The organism is Variovorax sp. Varisp36, assembly GCF_047304235.1.
In the GTDB taxonomy this organism is placed as follows: Bacteria; Pseudomonadota; Gammaproteobacteria; order Burkholderiales; family Burkholderiaceae_C; genus Variovorax.
Genome location: NZ_JBGLYU010000001.1, coordinates 72,317 through 88,137 on the forward strand (window position 1 = coordinate 72,317; position 15,821 = coordinate 88,137).

Below are 15,821 nucleotides of genomic sequence, written 5' to 3' on the forward strand. Positions count from 1 at the left end.
AATGAAGGCCCGCGAATGAAGGTACTGGTAATTGGGGGCGGGGGCCGTGAACACGCTCTGGCATGGCGCCTGGCGCAAGCTGCCCGGGTGAGCCGCGTGTACGTGGCGCCGGGCAACGGCGGCACTGCGGGCGACGAACGCTACGACTGCATCGACATCACCGAGCCTGCCGCATTGCGCGAGTGGGCCATCAAGGAAAAGATCGCGCTGACCGTGGTCGGCCCGGAGGGGCCGCTCGCCGCGGGCGTGGTCGACGAGTTCCGTGCGCACGGCCTGCGCATCTTCGGCCCGACGCAGGCGGCCGCGCAGCTCGAAAGCTCGAAGGCGTTCTCCAAGGCGTTCATGCAGCGCCACAAAATACCGACGGCCGAATACGAGGCCTTCACCGACGCCGCCGCGGCACATGCGTACATCGATGCCAAGGGTGCACCCATCGTCGTCAAGGCCGACGGCCTGGCGGCAGGCAAGGGCGTGGTGGTGGCCATGACCGCGCAGGAAGCGCACGAGGCCGTCGACTTCATGCTGGTGGACAACAAGTTCGGGGTGTCGCACAACGAAGGCGGCGCGCGCGTCGTCATCGAAGAATTCCTGCAGGGAGAGGAAGCCAGCTTCATCGTACTGTGCGACGGCAAGAACGTGACCGCGCTGGCCACCAGCCAGGACCACAAGCGCCTGCTCGACAATGACGAAGGCCCCAACACCGGCGGCATGGGCGCGTACTCGCCCGCGCCGGTGGTCACGGCAGAGGTGCATGCGCGTGCCATGCGCGAAATCATCCTGCCGACCATCCGCGGCATGGAAAAAGACGGCATTCCGTTCACTGGCTTCCTCTATGCCGGCCTGATGATCGACGCCGCAGGCCATCCGAAGACGCTCGAATTCAACTGCCGCATGGGCGACCCCGAGACGCAGCCGATCATGATGCGTCTCAAGTCCGACCTCTTCGAAGTGTTCTGGCATGCCACCGACGGCACGCTCGACCAGGTCGAGCTCCAATGGGACCGGCGCGTGGCCCTGGGCGTGGTGATGGCCGCGCACGGCTACCCGCTGTCGCCGCGCAGGGGCGACCGCATCACCGGCATTCCGGCCGAGGCGCCCGACGCCGTGGTGTTCCACGCCGGCACGACGCTGCAGGACGGCGAGCTCAAGACCAGCGGCGGCCGCGTGCTCTGCGTGACCGTGCTGGCCGACAGCGTGAAGCAGGCGCAGCAACGGGCCTATGAGGTTGCGGCGCGTGTCAGCTTCGACGGCGCGCAATACCGCAAGGACATCGGATTCCGCGCGGTTCATGCGCGCAACCCTCACGGCGCCTGATGCTGCAAACCAACCCGGCAGCGGTCGGCGAATACCTTCGCGGGCTGCAGCAGTCGATCATCGCGGCGCTCGAGAAGGCCGATGGCGGTGCATGTGTGCGCGACGCCTGGCAGAAGGCTGCGGATGAGCCGCTGCGCGGCCACGGGCTGACTTGCATCCTCGAAGGCGGCGAACTCTTCGAGCGCGCGGGCTGCGGCTTCTCGCAGGTGCGCGGAGCGGAGCTGCCACCCTCGGCCACGCAGAACCGGCCCGAGTTGGCGGGCGCGCCTTTCGAGGCGATGGGTGTGTCGCTGGTGTTCCACCCGCGCAACCCCTACGTGCCCATCGTTCACATGAACGTGCGCATGCTGGCTGCCCTGCCCGAAGGCGGCGAGCCGGTCTGCTGGTTCGGCGGCGGCATGGACCTCACGCCTTGCTACGGTTTCCAGGAAGACGCGGTTCACTTCCACGCCGCGTGCCGCGATGCGCTTGCGCCCTTCGGCGACGATAAGTACCCGCGCTTCAAGACGTGGTGCGACGAGTATTTCTTCCTGAAGCACCGCAACGAGCAGCGCGGCATCGGCGGCATTTTCTTCGACGATTTTTCCGAGGGCGGTTTCGAGAACGGCTTCGCGCTGATCCGTTCGGTGGGCAACGGTTTCCTGCCGGCCTACCTGCCCATCGTGGAGCGCCGCCGCGCCACGCCCTACACCGAGCGCGAGCGCAACTTCCAGCTCTACCGGCGCGGCCGGTACGTGGAGTTCAACCTTGTGTGGGACCGCGGTACGCACTTCGGCCTCCAGTCGGGCGGACGCACCGAATCGATCCTGCTCTCGATGCCGCCGCTGGCAAGCTGGGCCTACCGGCAGCAGCCCGAACCGGGCAGCCCCGAAGCCGCGCTGTACAGCGACTTCATCGTGCGGCGCGACTGGTTGTGAACCCTTCCGGCAAAGCTCCCCGCATCGGCGTTTTCGGTGGCGCGTTCGACCCGCCGCACAACGCCCATGTGGCGCTTGCCGAAGCCGCGCTGGCTCAACTGGACCTTGCCGAACTGCATGTCATTCCCACCGGGCAGGCCTGGCACAAGAGCAGGGCGCTGACGCCGAAGGAAGACCGCCTCGCGATGACGCGCCTGGCCTTCTCCGGCCTGAAGGGCACCGTCGTCGTCGACAGCCGCGAAGTGCTGCGCGACGGCCCGACCTACACCCTCGACACGCTGAACGAACTGCAGCGGGAGCAGCCCGGCGCACAGCTGGTCCTGATCATGGGCGCCGACCAGGCGAGCGCATTGCCGACCTGGCACGGCTGGCAGGATATACTCGGCATTGCTATTGTTTCTGTAGCGTATCGCGCATTATCGACGGGCGACACTGCTCGTTTTGATCCGAAAATGCTGCCCGGCCTTCCGGCTGGCGCTCGTTTCGAGGCGCTCGAACTGCCACCCATGGACACCAGTGCCACCGAGATCCGGCGGTGCGCGGCGCTTGGCGTGGACATTTCCTCGCTGGTTCCGCCCACGGTTGCACGCTATATTGACCAACACCACCTCTACCGCTCTGCCTGATGACCACTGAAGCCGCCGCCAAGAAAGACACCCAGAAACTCCAGCGAGCCATCATCGATGGTCTCGAAGACGTCAAGGCGCAGGACATCCAGGTATTCGACACAGAACATCTTTCGCCGCTGTTCGAGCGCGTGATCGTCGCGTCGGGCACCTCCAATCGCCAGACCAAGGCGCTGGCCGCCAGCGTGCGCGATGCGGTGCGCGAAGCCGGTTTCGGCAAGCCGCGCATCGAGGGCGAAGACAACGGCGAGTGGATCATCGTCGACTGCGGCGCGGCCGTGGCCCACATCATGCAGCCCGCCATCCGCCAGTACTACCACCTCGAAGAGATCTGGGGCGACAAGCCGGTGCGTGCCAAGCTCGGCGGTGCCAAGCCTGCCATGGCGACCAGCTCGTCGGTCAAGGACGAACCCGAAGGCAAGAAGAAGGCCGCCGGCAAGGAGCCCACGCTGCGCCGCTCGAGCGCCTCCAAGACCGCGATCCGCGCAGCCGAGCAGGAAGCCAAGGCCGCTAAGGCCCCGGCCAGGAAAACGGCTGCGAAGAAGGTGCCTGCGAAGAAGGCGCCTGCCAAGAAGACAACCACCGCGCGCGTGCCGGTCAAGGTCGTCGGCAAGCCCGCCGCCAAGAAGCCCGCTGCGAAGAAGGCGGCGGCAGCCAAGAAGGCGCCAGCCCGCCGCGCATGAAGCTGCTGGTGGTCGCCGTCGGGCAACGCATGCCCGATTGGGCTCAGACTGCCTGGGACGACTACGCCAAGCGCTTCCCGCCCGAGCTCAAGCTCGAGCTGCGCGCCGTCAAGACCGAGCCGCGCGGCTCCAAGTCGCTGGAAACGCTGTATGCCGCCGAGCGCGAACGCATCGAGGGCGCCATTGCCAAAAGCTCGGCGCGCGGCATGCGCATCGTCGCGCTCGACGAACGCGGCACGGCACTGACCACCAAGGCGCTTGCTGCACGGCTGCAGGCCTGGCAGGGCGAGGGCGATGACGTGGCCCTGGTCATCGGCGGGCCCGACGGCCTCGACCCGGCCTTCAAGGCTGCAGCCCACGAGCGCATCCGGCTGTCCGACCTGACGCTGCCGCACGCGATGGCGCGGGTGCTGCTGGTCGAGCAGTTGTATCGGGCGTGGTCGGTCAACGCGGGTCATCCCTACCACCGCGAATGACCAGCACCGACGGGCGGGCCGCGCGGCTCGATGCCTCATCGGTGGCCTTGCAGTCCTTCACTTTCTTTTCGGACCCGGGCGGCCGCCGCTCGGCCCTTCAGGAGCACTGAGCCTTGTCGGATTTCATTTACCTCGCTTCACAAAGCCCCCGCCGCGCCCAACTGCTCGGCCAGCTCGGCGTTCGCCATGCATTGCTGCTGGCCGATGCAGGCGAAGACGCCGAATCGCTCGAAGCCGTGCTGCCCAATGAGGCCCCGGCGACTTACGTGCAGCGCGTCACGGCGCTGAAGCTCGATGCCGCCGTGGCCCGGCTCCGGAGCCGCGGACTGGCCGAGGCGCCGGTGCTCTGCGCGGACACCACGGTTACGCTCGGCCGCGCCATCCTCGGCAAGCCCGAGGACGAGAAGGATGCCGTGCGCATGTTGCGGATGCTGTCAGGAAGCACGCATCGCGTGCTGACGGCCGTGGCGCTGCAGCACGGCACGCAGCGCCATGCGGCGCTCAGCGTGTCGCGCGTGCGCTTCGCCGACATCACCGATGCGCAGATCGCCCGCTACGCCGACAGCGGCGAGCCGCTCGGCAAGGCCGGGGCCTATGCCATCCAGGGTGCGGCGGCCGCGTTCATCGAGCACATCAGCGGGTCCTATTCGGGCATCATGGGCCTCCCCATGTTCGAGACCGCGCAGCTGCTTCGAAGCGCCGGTTTCAATACCTGAGAATTCCATGCAAGACATCCTGATCAACTGGTCTCCGCAGGAGACCCGTGTGGCGCTGGTCGAGCACGGCGCGGTGCAAGAGCTGCACGTCGAGCGCACGCTCGAGCGCGGACTCGTCGGCAACATCTACCTCGGCAAGGTGTCGCGCGTGCTGCCGGGCATGCAGTCGGCCTTCATCGACATCGGCCTGGAGCGCACCGCCTTCCTGCACGTGGCCGACATCGTCTCGCCGTTCACGCCGGGCTCGCGGCCCAGCGCACCGGCGCCCGAGCGCGACCATCGCAACGGCGGCCCGATGGTGCCGATCGAGAAGCAGGTGTTCGAAGGCCAGTCGCTGCTGGTGCAGGTCATCAAGGACCCCATCGGCACCAAGGGCGCGCGGCTGTCGACGCAGATCAGCATTGCCGGTCGACTGCTGGTGTTCCTGCCGCAGGACAACCACATCGGCGTTTCGCAGAAGATTCCGTCGGACCAGCGCGAGTCGCTGCGCAACCGCATGCTCGCGCTGATCGAGGCGGCCGCGGCTGCCGACAGCGGCGGCGTGGTGCCCGTCAACACGGGCGGCTTCATCCTGCGCACCAACGGCGAAGATTCCAGCGACCCCGAACTGGCCGAAGACATCGCCTACCTGCGCAAGACCTGGTCGCGCATCCGCGAGGCATCGATGCGCATGCCGCCGATGTCGCTGCTGCACCAGGACCTGAGCCTGCTGCAGCGCGTGCTGCGCGACATGACCAGCGAGGAAACGCAGGCCATCCGCATCGATTCGCGCGAGCAGTTCGAGGTGCTGTTGAAGTTCGGCCTCGAGTTCATGCCCAAGGCGGCCGGCAAGCTGCAGCACTACAGGGGCGAGCGGCCGATCTTCGATCTGTATTCGGTCGACGAGGAAATCGCGAAGGCGCTGGGCCGGCGCGTCGAGCTCAAGTCGGGTGGCTACCTGGTGGTCGACCAGACCGAGGCGCTGACTACGGTGGACGTGAACACCGGCGGCTTCGTCGGCGCGCGCAACTTCGACGACACCATCTTCAAGACGAACCTCGAGGCGGCACAGGCCATCGCACGGCAGCTGCGGCTGCGCAACCTGGGCGGGATCATCATCGTCGACTTCATCGACATGGGCCGCGACGACCACCGCGAGCAGGTGCTGGCGGAATTCCGCAAGCAGCTTGCGCGCGACCGAGTGAAGACCACGGCCGGCGGTTTCTCGCAGCTCGGACTGGTCGAGATGACACGCAAGCGCACCCGCGAATCGCTGGCGCACATGCTGTGCGAGCCCTGCGTGGCCTGTGGCGGGCAGGGCATCGTGAAGACCGCACGCAGCGTGGCCTACGACGTGATGCGCGAAATCCTGCGCGAAGCGCGGCAGTTCACGCCGCGCGAGTTCCGCATCGTGTCGTCGCCGCAGGTGATCGAACTGTTCCTCGATGAGGAAAGCCAGCACCTGGCGGGGCTGAGCGACTTCATCGGCAAGCCCATTTCGCTGCAGTCCGAGCCCGCGATCGGGCAGGGGCAGTACGACATCGTGCTGCTTTAGAGCGTCGGATCCTGCCCCGGCGTGGCGCTGCGCACGGCCAGTGTCTGCAGCCGCGCATAGAGCCCGTCCAGCGCCATGAGCTGTGCGTGACTGCCTTGCTCCGCGATGCGGCCTTGCTCCATCACGATGATCCGGTCGGCGTGCTGGATGGTCGAGAGGCGGTGGGCCACGATCAGCGTCGTGCGGTTCTGCATCAGGCGCTGCAGGGCGTCCTGAACCAGCCGCTCGGACTCGGTGTCGAGGGCCGAGGTGGCTTCGTCGAGCAGCAGCACGGGGGCGTTCTTGTACAGCGCGCGGGCAATGGCGAGGCGCTGGCGCTGGCCGCCCGACAGCTGTGTGGCGTTGTGACCGAGCACCGCGTCCATGCCCTGGGGCAGGCTTTCGACGTGCGCACTGAGGTTGGCCGCCGCGATGCACTGCAGCACGCGCTCGCGGTCGATCTCTGCGCCCAGCGCCACGTTGGCGGCCAGCGTCTCGTTGAGCATCACGACGTCCTGGCTCACCATGGCGAACTGGGCGCGCAGGCTCTTCAGTTGCCATTCGCTGGTGTCGTGCCCATCGAGCAGCACCTGGCCGCCGCTGGGCTGCACGAAGCGGGGCAGCAGATTGACCAGCGTGGTCTTGCCCGAACCCGAGGGGCCGACGAATGCGACAACCTGGCCGGGCTCGATGGTCAGGCTCACGCCGTCGAGCGCGCGTTGTTCGTCTTCGCCTCGGTAGCTGACCTGCACGTTGCGCAGCTCGATGTGTCCTTCCGCATGTTCGACCTGGAACGTGCCCTGCGACTCCGATGCCACGTCGTCGATCAGGACCAGCCCGCGCTCCAGTGCGGCGAGGCCGCGCGTGATCGGGCCGGCCACTTCGGCGAGGCGCCGGATCGGCGCAATCAGCATCAGCATGGCCGTGATGTAGGCAACGAAGCCGCCCACCGTGAAGCCCTGCTTGCCGCTTTGCCAGAGCGCGATCATCACCACCACCGACAGCGCGAGAGACGCCATCATCTGCGTGAGCGGCGTGGTGGCCGCCTGCGCGATGGTCGACTTCACGGCCAGGCGGTTCAGTCGCTGGCTCAGCTGTTCGAAGCGGCGGCCTTGCGCGCCTTCCGCGCCGTGCAGGCGCACCACGCGGTGGGCGAGCACGTTCTCCTCGACCACGTAGGCCAGTTCGTCGGTGGCCTGCTGGCCTTGCTGGGTGAGGCGGTACAGCCGCTTGGAGAACACCTTCATGATCCAGGAGATGCTGGGCACGAGGAATGCGACGATCAGGGTGAGCTTCCAGTTCAGGTAAACCAGATAGCCGAGCAGCGCGATGAGCGTGAAGCCGTCGCGCGAAAGGCCGAGCAGCGCCTGCACCAGCAGCATTGCGCCGGTCTGCACTTCGTAGACCACCGTGTTCGACAGGGTGCTGGCCGATTGGCGCGCGAACAGCGCGAGTTCGGCGCCGAGCAGGTGCTCGAACAGCACCCGTCGCAGCTTCTGCATGCCTTCGTTGGCGATGCGCGACAGGGCGTACTGCGAGATGAACTGGGCGATGCCGCGCACCGCGAACAGCAGCAGCACGGCGGCAGGCACGAACCACAGGGGCATTTCGCCGCGCGTGAAGCCGCGATCGAGCAGTGGCTTCAACAGCGCGGCCATCAGCGGCTCGGTGATTGCAGCCAGCATCGCCCCGCTCAGTCCGAGGGCCCACCATTGGCGCGAACCGCCAAACCAGGTCATGAGTCGCGCCAGACGGCGCATCAGGGGAGGGCGGGCGTTCTCGCCGCCGGGGGATGCTTGCATGGCGGCGGATTCTACGGGGGGCCTCGTTCAGCGCTTGCCGCGGTTGCTTCTGTAGGACCGCGCCGCTCGATAAACGTTTTGTGACGGCCGCCCCAAGCCAGTGTGTAACATGTGGCCCGACAAAGCCGGGGAGAACTTTTTACCCGGAAACCTCTCCGAATCGCATGAACAAGCCGTTGCCAACTCCAATTCCAACTCCTTCTTCATCACTTTTTGCACGCCGCACTCTCATTGCGGCCCTCGCTGCCACCCCCATGATTCCTGCACTGGCCCAGTTCCGGGTCGAGGTGTCGGGCGTCGGGCTCACGCAGTTGCCGATCGCGCTCGTTCCTTTCAAGGGCCAGGAAGGCTCGCCCCAGAAGATCTCGGACATCGTCCAGGCCGACCTGGAACGCAGCGGCCAGTTCCGCGGCGTGGATGCCTCGGGCCAGGCGCTGGACGAAGCCTCCCGTCCCGACCTGTCGCTGTGGCGCCAGCGCACCGCCGACTCGCTCGTGGTGGGCAGCGTCACCCGGCTGGGCGACGGCCGCTTCGACGTGAAGTTCCGCCTGTGGGATGTGGTGAAGGGGCAGGATCTCGGTGGCCAGAGCTACACCGTGCCGCAAGGCGACCTGCGCCTTGCCTCGCACCGCATTGCCGACTACGTCTACGAGAAGCTGACCGGCGAAAAGGGCATCTTCTCGACCCGCATCGCTTACGTCACCAAGGGCGGCAGCCGCTACTCGCTGTGGGTGGCCGATGCCGACGGCGAGAACGCACAAGCCGCGCTCGCCAGCCCCGAACCCATCATCTCGCCCTGCTGGTCCTCCAATGGCCAACAGCTGGCATACGTGTCCTTCGAATCGCGCAAGCCGGTCGTGTACGTGCACAACGTGGCCAGCGGCCAGCGCCGGCTGCTTGCGAACTTCAAGGGTTCCAACAGCGCGCCGGCCTGGGCGCCCGACGGCAATTCGCTCGCCGTCACGCTCAGTCGCGACGGCGGCTCGCAGCTGTTCTCCATCCCGGCCGGTGGCGGCGAACCGCGTCGCCTGACGCAAAGCGCAAGCATCGACACCGAGCCTGTGTACTCGGCCGACGGCGGCACCATCTATTTCGTGAGCGATCGCGGCGGTGCGCCCCAGATCTACAAGATGAGTGCCAGCGGCGGCAACCCGACGCGGGTGACCTTCAGCGGCACCTACAACATCTCTCCGTCTGTCAGCGGCGATGGCCGGTGGTTGGCCTACATCTCCCGCGTGGGCGGTGCCTTCAAACTCCATGTGATGGAGTTGGCAACCGGCAACGTCAGCGCGATCACCGACACCTCCGCGGACGAAAGTCCAAGCTTTGCCCCGAACAGCAAGCTGATCGTCTACGCAACGCACCTGCAAGGCCGCGAAGCGCTTATGACGACCACGCTCGATGGAAAAATAAAGGCACGGCTTGCGGGACAGGCGGGAGACATCAGGGAACCGGACTGGGGTCCGTTTCAAAAGCAATGACCAAGGTTTATTTGAGGAGTTTGAAAAAATGTTGAAACGTACGATTTATTCGCTGGCCATCGTGGCTCTCATCGCCGGTTGCTCGTCGGGCACCAAGCTCACCGACACGCCCGTGACCGACGGGCGCGGCACCGCGGGCCAGCAGGGCGGCGGCGCCAGCACCGTGACGCCAGTCAACGCCGATCAGAACGCCGGCACCGCGCAGGGTCCGGTTGGCGTGGCGCGCATCGTCTATTTCGACTATGACAGCTACACCGTCAAGCCCGAATTCCAGTCGCTGATCGACGGCCACGCCAGGTTCCTCAAGGCCAATCCGCAGCGCCGCGTCTCGATCGAAGGCCACACCGACGAACGTGGCGGGCGTGAATACAACCTGGCGCTCGGCCAGAAGCGTGCCGAAGCCGTCCGCCGCGCGCTGACCCTGCTGGGCGTGAGCGATGGCCAGATCGAGGCCGTGAGCTTCGGCAAGGAAAAGCCTGCCGTCCCGGGCTCGGGTGAGGAAGTATGGGCACAGAACCGCCGCGCCGAACTCCGCTACACCCGGTGATGCCACGCGCTCTCATGCGGGGCGCGGCGCTGGCCGCCGCCCTGCTTTGCGTCTCGATGGGGTCGCAGGCCGCACTGTTCGAGGATGACGAGGCTCGCCGCGCCATCCTCGATCTGCGCCAGCGCGTCGAGGCCATGCGCCAGCAGACCGACCAGCGGCTGACCGACGAGAACGGTCAGTTGCGCCGCAGCCTGCTCGACCTGCAGAACCAGATCGAGCAGATGCGTGGCGACCTCGCCCGCATGACCGGCCAGAACGAGCAGCTCACGCGCACGCTGAGCGAGATGCAGTCGCGCCAGAGCACCATCGACGACAAGCTCAAGCAGAGCGAGCCCTCGAAGGTATCGGTGGACGGCCGCGAGTTCACCGCCGATCCCAAGGAAAAGGCCGACTTCGACGCCGCCCTCGGCGTGTTCCGCTCGGGCCAGTTCGCGCAGGCGCAGACCGCGTTCGCCGAATTCGTCAAGCGCTACCCGCAGAGCGGCTACAACGCTTCTGCGCTGTTCTGGCTCGGCAATGCGCAGTACGCCACGCGCAACTACAACGAGGCCATCGCGAACTTCCGCTCCATGCTCTCGCTCGCGCCCGACCATGCCAAGGCCCCCGAGGCCGTGCTGTCGATCGCGAACTGCCAGATCGAGCTGAAGGACACGCGCGCCGCGCGCCGCACGTTGGAAGACCTGACCAAGGCCTATCCGCAGTCCGAAGCCGCGCAGGCCGGCCGCGAGCGCCTCTCGCGCCTGCGTTGATGCCGGCGGAGCCTTGCGCTTGAGTGCCATCGTCATCGACGCTTTCACCACTCCTCCCACCGCCGCGGATGTCCTCACCGACACCGCGGCGCCCGATCTTGCGCGCCGCTTCGGCGGACTCGAGCGGCTGTACGGCGTTGCCGGTGCCGCGCGCATCCGCAACGCGCATGTGCTGGTCGTCGGCATCGGCGGCGTGGGTTCGTGGGCGGTCGAGGCACTGGCGCGCAGCGGAGTGGGGCGGCTGACGATGATCGACCTCGACCACGTGTCGGAGTCGAACATCAACCGCCAGATCCATGCGCTCGATGCCACCGTGGGACAGGCCAAGGTCGAAGCCATGCGCGACCGCATCGCGCAGATCAACCCCGGATGCAAGGTGCAGGCGATCGACGATTTCGTCGAGCCCGGCAACTGGACATCGCTGCTCGATGCGGCGCAGGCCGTGAACGGGCCGGCAACGGCCGTCATCGATGCCTGCGACCAGGTGAAGGCCAAGGTGGCCATGGCCGCGTGGGCGCGTGCATCTTCTTCATCGCGCGCTGCGTTCGTCACGGTAGGCGCGGCGGGCGGCAAGCGGCAGGCGCACAAGGTCGACATCGACGACCTGTCGCTCGTCACGCACGACCCCTTGCTGGCGCAATTGCGCCAGCGCCTGCGCAAGGAACACGGCGCGCCGCGCGAAGGCCGCAAGATCGGCATTGCCTGCGTCTTCAGCCGCGAAAGCGTGGCGCCGCCCGACGCGTCATGCGCCATCGAAGGCGACGGCTCGCTCAACTGCCATGGCTACGGATCGGTGGTCAGCGTCACCGCGACCTTCGGTCAATGTGCAGCGGGTTGGGTTCTCGACCAAATCGCCTCGAACGTCACGCTATAATCTTAGGCTTTGCCGGATTCGATACCGGCTAGAAGAAAAAATGGTTCCGGGACGTTAGCTCAGTTGGTAGAGCAGCGGACTTTTAATCCGTTGGTCACTGGTTCGAATCCAGTACGTCCTACCAGAACCCTTCTCCTCTGAAAACACGTTGATCAAGGCCGCCTTCCAGCGGCCTTTTTCATTTGCGGCGTTCAAAGTTGCCCGGCGAGGTAACGCGAAGCGCACACACCTGGAACAACAAAAAAACAGCCCGCACGAAGGCGGGCTGGAAGGTGACCTGCTGGAGGAGGGAGGATCAGAGAATGCAGGCCACAGGGAGAGCCATGACTATCGCCTGTGAACCTGCATGGAAGCTGACCTTGATGGAATCTCGTTTCAACGGCCTCAGTCTTCGTCTTCCCATTTGCCGATGACGGTGCCGAGCACTGTGAAGGCTTGGCGCACCGGCTCGTGCGTCGGGTTCAACGGCAGCAGCCAGCGGCGCCCGTCGTCTTCCTTGAACACCTTGAAGGTGATCTCGCCGCTGTCGTCGAGTTTCGCGATGATGCGTTCGCCGTCATCGGGTGTCTTAAGTTGTGTGTCGACAAACACGATCGACTCCGCCGGATAGCTCTTCAGATGGCCGCTGGGCGCGGTCATGCTGTCGCCGCGCACGCGCAGCGCATAGGTATGAAGGCTGTGATGGGCGATGCAGGGGATCCAGCGCTCGGCGCTGGGCTGCTGCGAAACTTCGAGGCTGTCCCAGTTGGCGGCATCCGCCCACGCGATGAGCGGCACAGTACCGGGAGTGCGGGGATTGAACGAGGGGATCGATGGCGGAGTGCGCGTCACGCGATAGGGGCCAGGCGGTTCGTTGGCCTTGTCGCGGGCCTGGCGTATCTGGTCTTCGTCCCATGGAGCCGGCCCGTCGCCGGTGTCCAGCCAGTTGGGGTCGACACGGTAGGCGCGCGCCAGCGCGAGCACGCTCATCGACCGGCTGGTGTCTCCCCGCTCGATCTTGGAAATGCTGGACTGCTTGACGCCGGAAGCTGCCTCTGCCTGCTTCTGCGTCATCTTGGCGAATTTGCGCGCGGCCAAGGCGCGTGTGGCAATGGTCTCCATCGAGCGGGATTTAAGCTCAGATGAATATTCTTCCTGGACTTTAGAATATGAGAAAAAGGGAGAAAACCATGAAGCCACGCGAATTGGTCCTGGCGCTGAGGGCCATGGGGCTCACGCAGAAGCAGATCGAGCAGAGAACAGGCATTCCGCAGCCGACGATCAGCAAGATCGGCCTGGGACGGGTGAGCGACGTGATGTCGCGCCACTACATTGCGCTGCTGGCTGCCTACGAGCAGCAGGTACGGGAAGAGGCGCTCAAATCCGCTCCGCGGGCCTTGCGCCAACCGTCGGCCGATGAGTAAACCGTGCTCAGACGATGCCTGTCGGGCCTTTGGCTGGATCGCCTGCTGTGCGCGCTGCTGGCGCTGCTGTCCCTTGTGGGGCTGATCGTCGGGCTGATGGCGGCGCGCCCCGCCGTCGCGGGAGCCGGTTGCTTCGGACTGGTGTGTGCAGGCTGGGCGGCGCAGGTGCTGTTCGACCGCGAGTCGCTCAGGCGTTCGCGTGCGGTTCGGGCGGCGCGAGAGCGAGGGTCGTGCTGACGCGCACACAGTCCTTGATGTGCTGCTCGCCGAGCGCGCGCAGTGCCGCATAGCCGAGCGCGGCCGACACGATCTGCCCGGCGATGGGCACGTACTTGGTGGCCTGCTTGGCGGTAAGGCGCACGCCCGCGTGCCTGGCCAGCCGGATCAGCAGGTCGCGCGTGACGAGCCGGCCGACCAGCAGGGCGCCGACGGTGGTCGCCGCCTTCTGGATGCGCTCGCGCTGGTGCGGCGCGAGCTTTTCGACCTGGGTGACCGAGAGGCCGAACTCGGCACTGATCTGCGGCACCAGCCGCGAGAGCAGGGCGGCGTCGGCCATCCAATCGATGCCGGGCAGGGGCACGGCGCTGGCGGCAGCGGCCATCAGGGCCTTGCGGGTGATGAGCCGGCGGCTGCGGTGCACGGCGGCGACGAGTTTCTCGTCACCCCGGGCCAGGTCGATGGCGGATGGCATCCGGTGATTCCCCTTGCCTGGTTCCAGGTCAGGCCGCCAGGGCTTCGAGCTGGTCCGACAGGGCCAGCCAGCGCTCTTCGAGGAGGCCGATTTCATCGTTGAGCGCCTTCAGCCGCTTGCCCGCTTCGGCAATCTCCGCAGGAGGCAGCGGCTGCGCCAGGCGCGCTTCGAGCGCGGTGCGTTCGGTGCCGGCGGCGGCCATGCGCTCGTCGATCTGCGCGATCTCGCGCTTGATCGGCTTGGCTTGGTCGCTGCGCTGCTGGCGCTCCTGGGCGTCCTGCTTGCGTTGCTGCGCAGCGGCGGGCGCCGCCACCGGTGCGGCTGCTGCGGCAGCAGCGGCGATGCTGACGGCCTCGCGCGTCGCCATCTTCGCTTCTTCGCGCAGGCGCTTGGCCTCGTCGAGCAGGTAGCGCTGGTAGTCGTCGAGGTCGCCGTCGAAGTCGCCGACCACGCCGCGGCCCACCAGCCAGAACTCGTCGCACACCGAACGCAGCAACGCACGGTCGTGGCTCACGAGCATCAGCGTGCCTTCGAACTCGTTGAGCGCCACGGCCAGGGCCTCGCGGGTGGCCAGGTCCAGGTGGTTGGTAGGCTCGTCGAGCAGCAGCAGGTTGGGGCGCTGCCACACCATCATCGCGAGCACGAGGCGGGCCTTTTCGCCGCCGCTCATGGTGCCCACGGGCTGCTTGACCATGTCGCCGCTGAAGTTGAAGCTGCCGAGGAAGCCGCGCAGGGCCTGCTCGCCGGTGGCCTCCTTGACGCTGCTGCCGAGCTCGCGCGCCATGCGCACCATGTGCTCGAGCGGGGTGTCCTGCGGGCGCAGCACGTCGAGCTCCTGCTGCGCGAAGTAGCCGATGTTGAGGCCCTTGCCTTCGGTGACCTGGCCGGCCAGCGCGCCCATTTCGCGCGCAATGGTCTTCACCAGCGTCGACTTGCCCTGGCCGTTGGCGCCCAGGATGCCGATGCGCTGGCCCGCCAGCACCGAACGGCTCACGCCGCGAAGGATGGTCTTGGGCGCTTCGTTCTCGATCTCGTACCCGAAGCTCGCGTTGCTGATCGACAGCATCGGATTGGGGATGTTGCCCGGCTCCTTGAACTCGAAGGTGAAGTCGGCCTCGGCCAGGAGCGGCGCCACCTTTTCCATGCGCTCCAGCGCCTTGACGCGGCTTTGCGCCTGCTTGGCCTTGCTGGCCTTGGCCTTGAAGCGGTCGATGAACTTCTGCAGGTGGGCGATCTTGTCCTGCTGCTTGCTGAAGGCCACTTGCTGCTGCTCCATCTGCAGCGCGCGCATGTCCTCGAACTTGCTGTAGTTACCGCCGTAGCGCGTGAGCTGGGCGTTGGCGATGTGCAGGGTGACGTCGGTCACGGCGTCGAGAAACTCGCGGTCGTGGCTGATGACGATCATGGTGCCCGGGTACTTCTGCAGCCAGGCTTCGAGCCAGACGAGGGCGTCCAGGTCCAGGTGGTTGGTCGGTTCGTCGAGCAGCAGCAGGTCGCTCGGGCACATCAGGGCGCGGGCCAGCTGCAGGCGCATGCGCCAGCCGCCCGAGAAGCTGTTGACGGGCTCGTCGAGCTCGTGCGACTTGAAGCCCAGGCCCAGGATGAGCGCCTGCGCGCGCGGCACGGCGTCGTGCTCGCCTGCGTCGGCCAGGTCGGTGTAGGCGTGGGCCAGCTCCATGCCGATGTCGGCGTCGTCGGGGTTCGCGGTGTAGGCGGCCTCGATGGCGGCCAGCGACTCGCGCAGCTCGGTCAGGCGGGTGTCGCCGCCCACCACGAAGTCGGTGGCCGACTCCTCGGTCTCGGGCATGTTCTGCGCCACCTGGGCCATGCGCCAGTGTTTGGGCACCGAGAAGTCGCCGCCGTCTTCGTGCAGCGTGCCGTTGAGCAGGGCGAAAAGGGTCGACTTGCCGGCGCCGTTGCGCCCCACCAGGCCGACCTTCTCGCCGGGGTTGAGGGTGACGGTGGCGCCGTCGAGCAGAACCTTGGCGCTGCGGCGAAGAATGACGTTTTTGAGAGTGATCATGAAAAT

At 66.6% G+C, this 15,821-nt stretch carries 18 protein-coding genes and 1 tRNA gene; 15 read left to right on the top strand and 4 right to left on the bottom strand.

The window, feature by feature from the left end:
* The first annotated feature begins 15 nt into the window (after positions 1 to 15).
* The 7 genes from purD (at position 16) to rng (ending at position 6,266) form a co-directional block, all read left to right on the top strand.
* Positions 16 to 1,314: a phosphoribosylamine--glycine ligase gene (gene purD / locus ACCD11_RS00385; RefSeq protein ID WP_413311643.1), complete on the top strand. Its 1,299-nt coding sequence runs from the start codon at positions 16 to 18 to the stop codon at positions 1,312 to 1,314.
* Complete coding sequence (hemF, locus tag ACCD11_RS00390) at positions 1,314 to 2,231, top strand: oxygen-dependent coproporphyrinogen oxidase (RefSeq protein ID WP_413311645.1); 918 nt, start codon at positions 1,314 to 1,316, stop codon at positions 2,229 to 2,231. Before purD ends, hemF begins: the two co-directional genes overlap by 1 nt.
* Positions 2,228 to 2,857: a nicotinate (nicotinamide) nucleotide adenylyltransferase gene (gene nadD / locus ACCD11_RS00395; RefSeq protein WP_413311647.1), complete on the top strand. Its 630-nt coding sequence runs from the start codon at positions 2,228 to 2,230 to the stop codon at positions 2,855 to 2,857. The genes hemF and nadD overlap by 4 nt, the downstream gene beginning before the upstream one ends.
* A complete protein-coding gene (rsfS, locus tag ACCD11_RS00400; protein WP_413311649.1) occupies positions 2,857 to 3,540 on the top strand; it encodes a ribosome silencing factor in 684 nt (227 codons plus the stop codon). Before nadD ends, rsfS begins: the two co-directional genes overlap by 1 nt.
* Positions 3,537 to 4,016, top strand: a complete 480-nt coding sequence (rlmH, locus tag ACCD11_RS00405) for a 23S rRNA (pseudouridine(1915)-N(3))-methyltransferase RlmH (RefSeq protein WP_056598898.1) — start codon at positions 3,537 to 3,539, stop codon at positions 4,014 to 4,016. Before rsfS ends, rlmH begins: the two co-directional genes overlap by 4 nt.
* 113 nt (positions 4,017 to 4,129) lie before the next feature.
* A complete protein-coding gene (locus ACCD11_RS00410; protein ID WP_413311651.1) occupies positions 4,130 to 4,732 on the top strand; it encodes a Maf family protein in 603 nt (200 codons plus the stop codon).
* A gap of 7 nt (positions 4,733 to 4,739) precedes the next feature.
* Entirely contained in the window at positions 4,740 to 6,266 is a 1,527-nt protein-coding gene (rng, locus tag ACCD11_RS00415) for a ribonuclease G (protein WP_413311652.1), read from the top strand.
* On the opposite strand, the gene msbA is transcribed toward rng, so the two are convergent.
* Positions 6,263 to 8,047 (bottom strand): lipid A export permease/ATP-binding protein MsbA, encoded by a 1,785-nt coding sequence (gene msbA / locus ACCD11_RS00420; protein ID WP_413311654.1) that lies wholly within the window; start codon positions 8,045 to 8,047, stop codon positions 6,263 to 6,265. The genes rng and msbA overlap by 4 nt on opposite strands.
* A gap of 254 nt (positions 8,048 to 8,301) precedes the next feature.
* Between msbA and tolB the strand changes: the two genes are divergently transcribed.
* The 6 genes from tolB (at position 8,302) to ACCD11_RS00450 (ending at position 12,038) form a co-directional block, all read left to right on the top strand.
* Complete coding sequence (tolB, locus tag ACCD11_RS00425) at positions 8,302 to 9,528, top strand: Tol-Pal system beta propeller repeat protein TolB (protein WP_007829189.1); 1,227 nt, start codon at positions 8,302 to 8,304, stop codon at positions 9,526 to 9,528.
* A gap of 28 nt (positions 9,529 to 9,556) precedes the next feature.
* The gene (gene pal, locus ACCD11_RS00430; protein ID WP_007829187.1) at positions 9,557 to 10,075 is read left to right on the top strand and encodes a peptidoglycan-associated lipoprotein Pal; all 519 of its coding nucleotides are present in this window, start codon (positions 9,557 to 9,559) and stop codon (positions 10,073 to 10,075) included.
* Positions 10,075 to 10,824, top strand: a complete 750-nt coding sequence (gene ybgF / locus ACCD11_RS00435; RefSeq protein ID WP_042672779.1) for a tol-pal system protein YbgF — start codon at positions 10,075 to 10,077, stop codon at positions 10,822 to 10,824. Before pal ends, ybgF begins: the two co-directional genes overlap by 1 nt.
* A gap of 34 nt (positions 10,825 to 10,858) precedes the next feature.
* Positions 10,859 to 11,698 carry a ThiF family adenylyltransferase gene (locus ACCD11_RS00440; RefSeq protein ID WP_413311993.1) on the top strand — a complete coding sequence of 280 codons (840 nt, stop codon included), beginning with the start codon at positions 10,859 to 10,861 and terminating at the stop codon, positions 11,696 to 11,698.
* A 48-nt stretch (positions 11,699 to 11,746) separates the two neighbouring features.
* Positions 11,747 to 11,822 (top strand) — tRNA-Lys (locus ACCD11_RS00445).
* A gap of 24 nt (positions 11,823 to 11,846) precedes the next feature.
* The gene (locus ACCD11_RS00450; protein ID WP_413311656.1) at positions 11,847 to 12,038 is read left to right on the top strand and encodes a hypothetical protein; all 192 of its coding nucleotides are present in this window, start codon (positions 11,847 to 11,849) and stop codon (positions 12,036 to 12,038) included.
* Positions 12,039 to 12,082: 44 nt separating this feature from the next.
* On the opposite strand, the gene ACCD11_RS00455 is transcribed toward ACCD11_RS00450, so the two are convergent.
* The gene (locus ACCD11_RS00455; RefSeq protein ID WP_007832324.1) at positions 12,083 to 12,799 is read right to left on the bottom strand and encodes a helix-turn-helix domain-containing protein; all 717 of its coding nucleotides are present in this window, start codon (positions 12,797 to 12,799) and stop codon (positions 12,083 to 12,085) included.
* A 68-nt stretch (positions 12,800 to 12,867) separates the two neighbouring features.
* Between ACCD11_RS00455 and ACCD11_RS00460 the strand changes: the two genes are divergently transcribed.
* Both ACCD11_RS00460 and ACCD11_RS00465 read left to right on the top strand, forming a co-directional pair.
* Positions 12,868 to 13,101, top strand: coding sequence for a transcriptional regulator (locus ACCD11_RS00460; protein WP_413311658.1), 234 nt, complete (start codon positions 12,868 to 12,870; stop codon positions 13,099 to 13,101).
* Positions 13,102 to 13,104: 3 nt separating this feature from the next.
* Complete coding sequence (locus tag ACCD11_RS00465; RefSeq protein ID WP_413311659.1) at positions 13,105 to 13,338, top strand: hypothetical protein; 234 nt, start codon at positions 13,105 to 13,107, stop codon at positions 13,336 to 13,338.
* Here ACCD11_RS00465 and ACCD11_RS00470 read toward each other — a convergent pair.
* Positions 13,289 to 13,792 (bottom strand): hypothetical protein, encoded by a 504-nt coding sequence (locus tag ACCD11_RS00470; RefSeq protein WP_007832320.1) that lies wholly within the window; start codon positions 13,790 to 13,792, stop codon positions 13,289 to 13,291. The genes ACCD11_RS00465 and ACCD11_RS00470 overlap by 50 nt on opposite strands.
* A 28-nt stretch (positions 13,793 to 13,820) precedes the next feature.
* Positions 13,821 to 15,815, bottom strand: a complete 1,995-nt coding sequence (locus ACCD11_RS00475; protein ID WP_413311660.1) for an ABC-F family ATP-binding cassette domain-containing protein — start codon at positions 15,813 to 15,815, stop codon at positions 13,821 to 13,823.
* Positions 15,816 to 15,821: the final 6 nt, after the last annotated feature.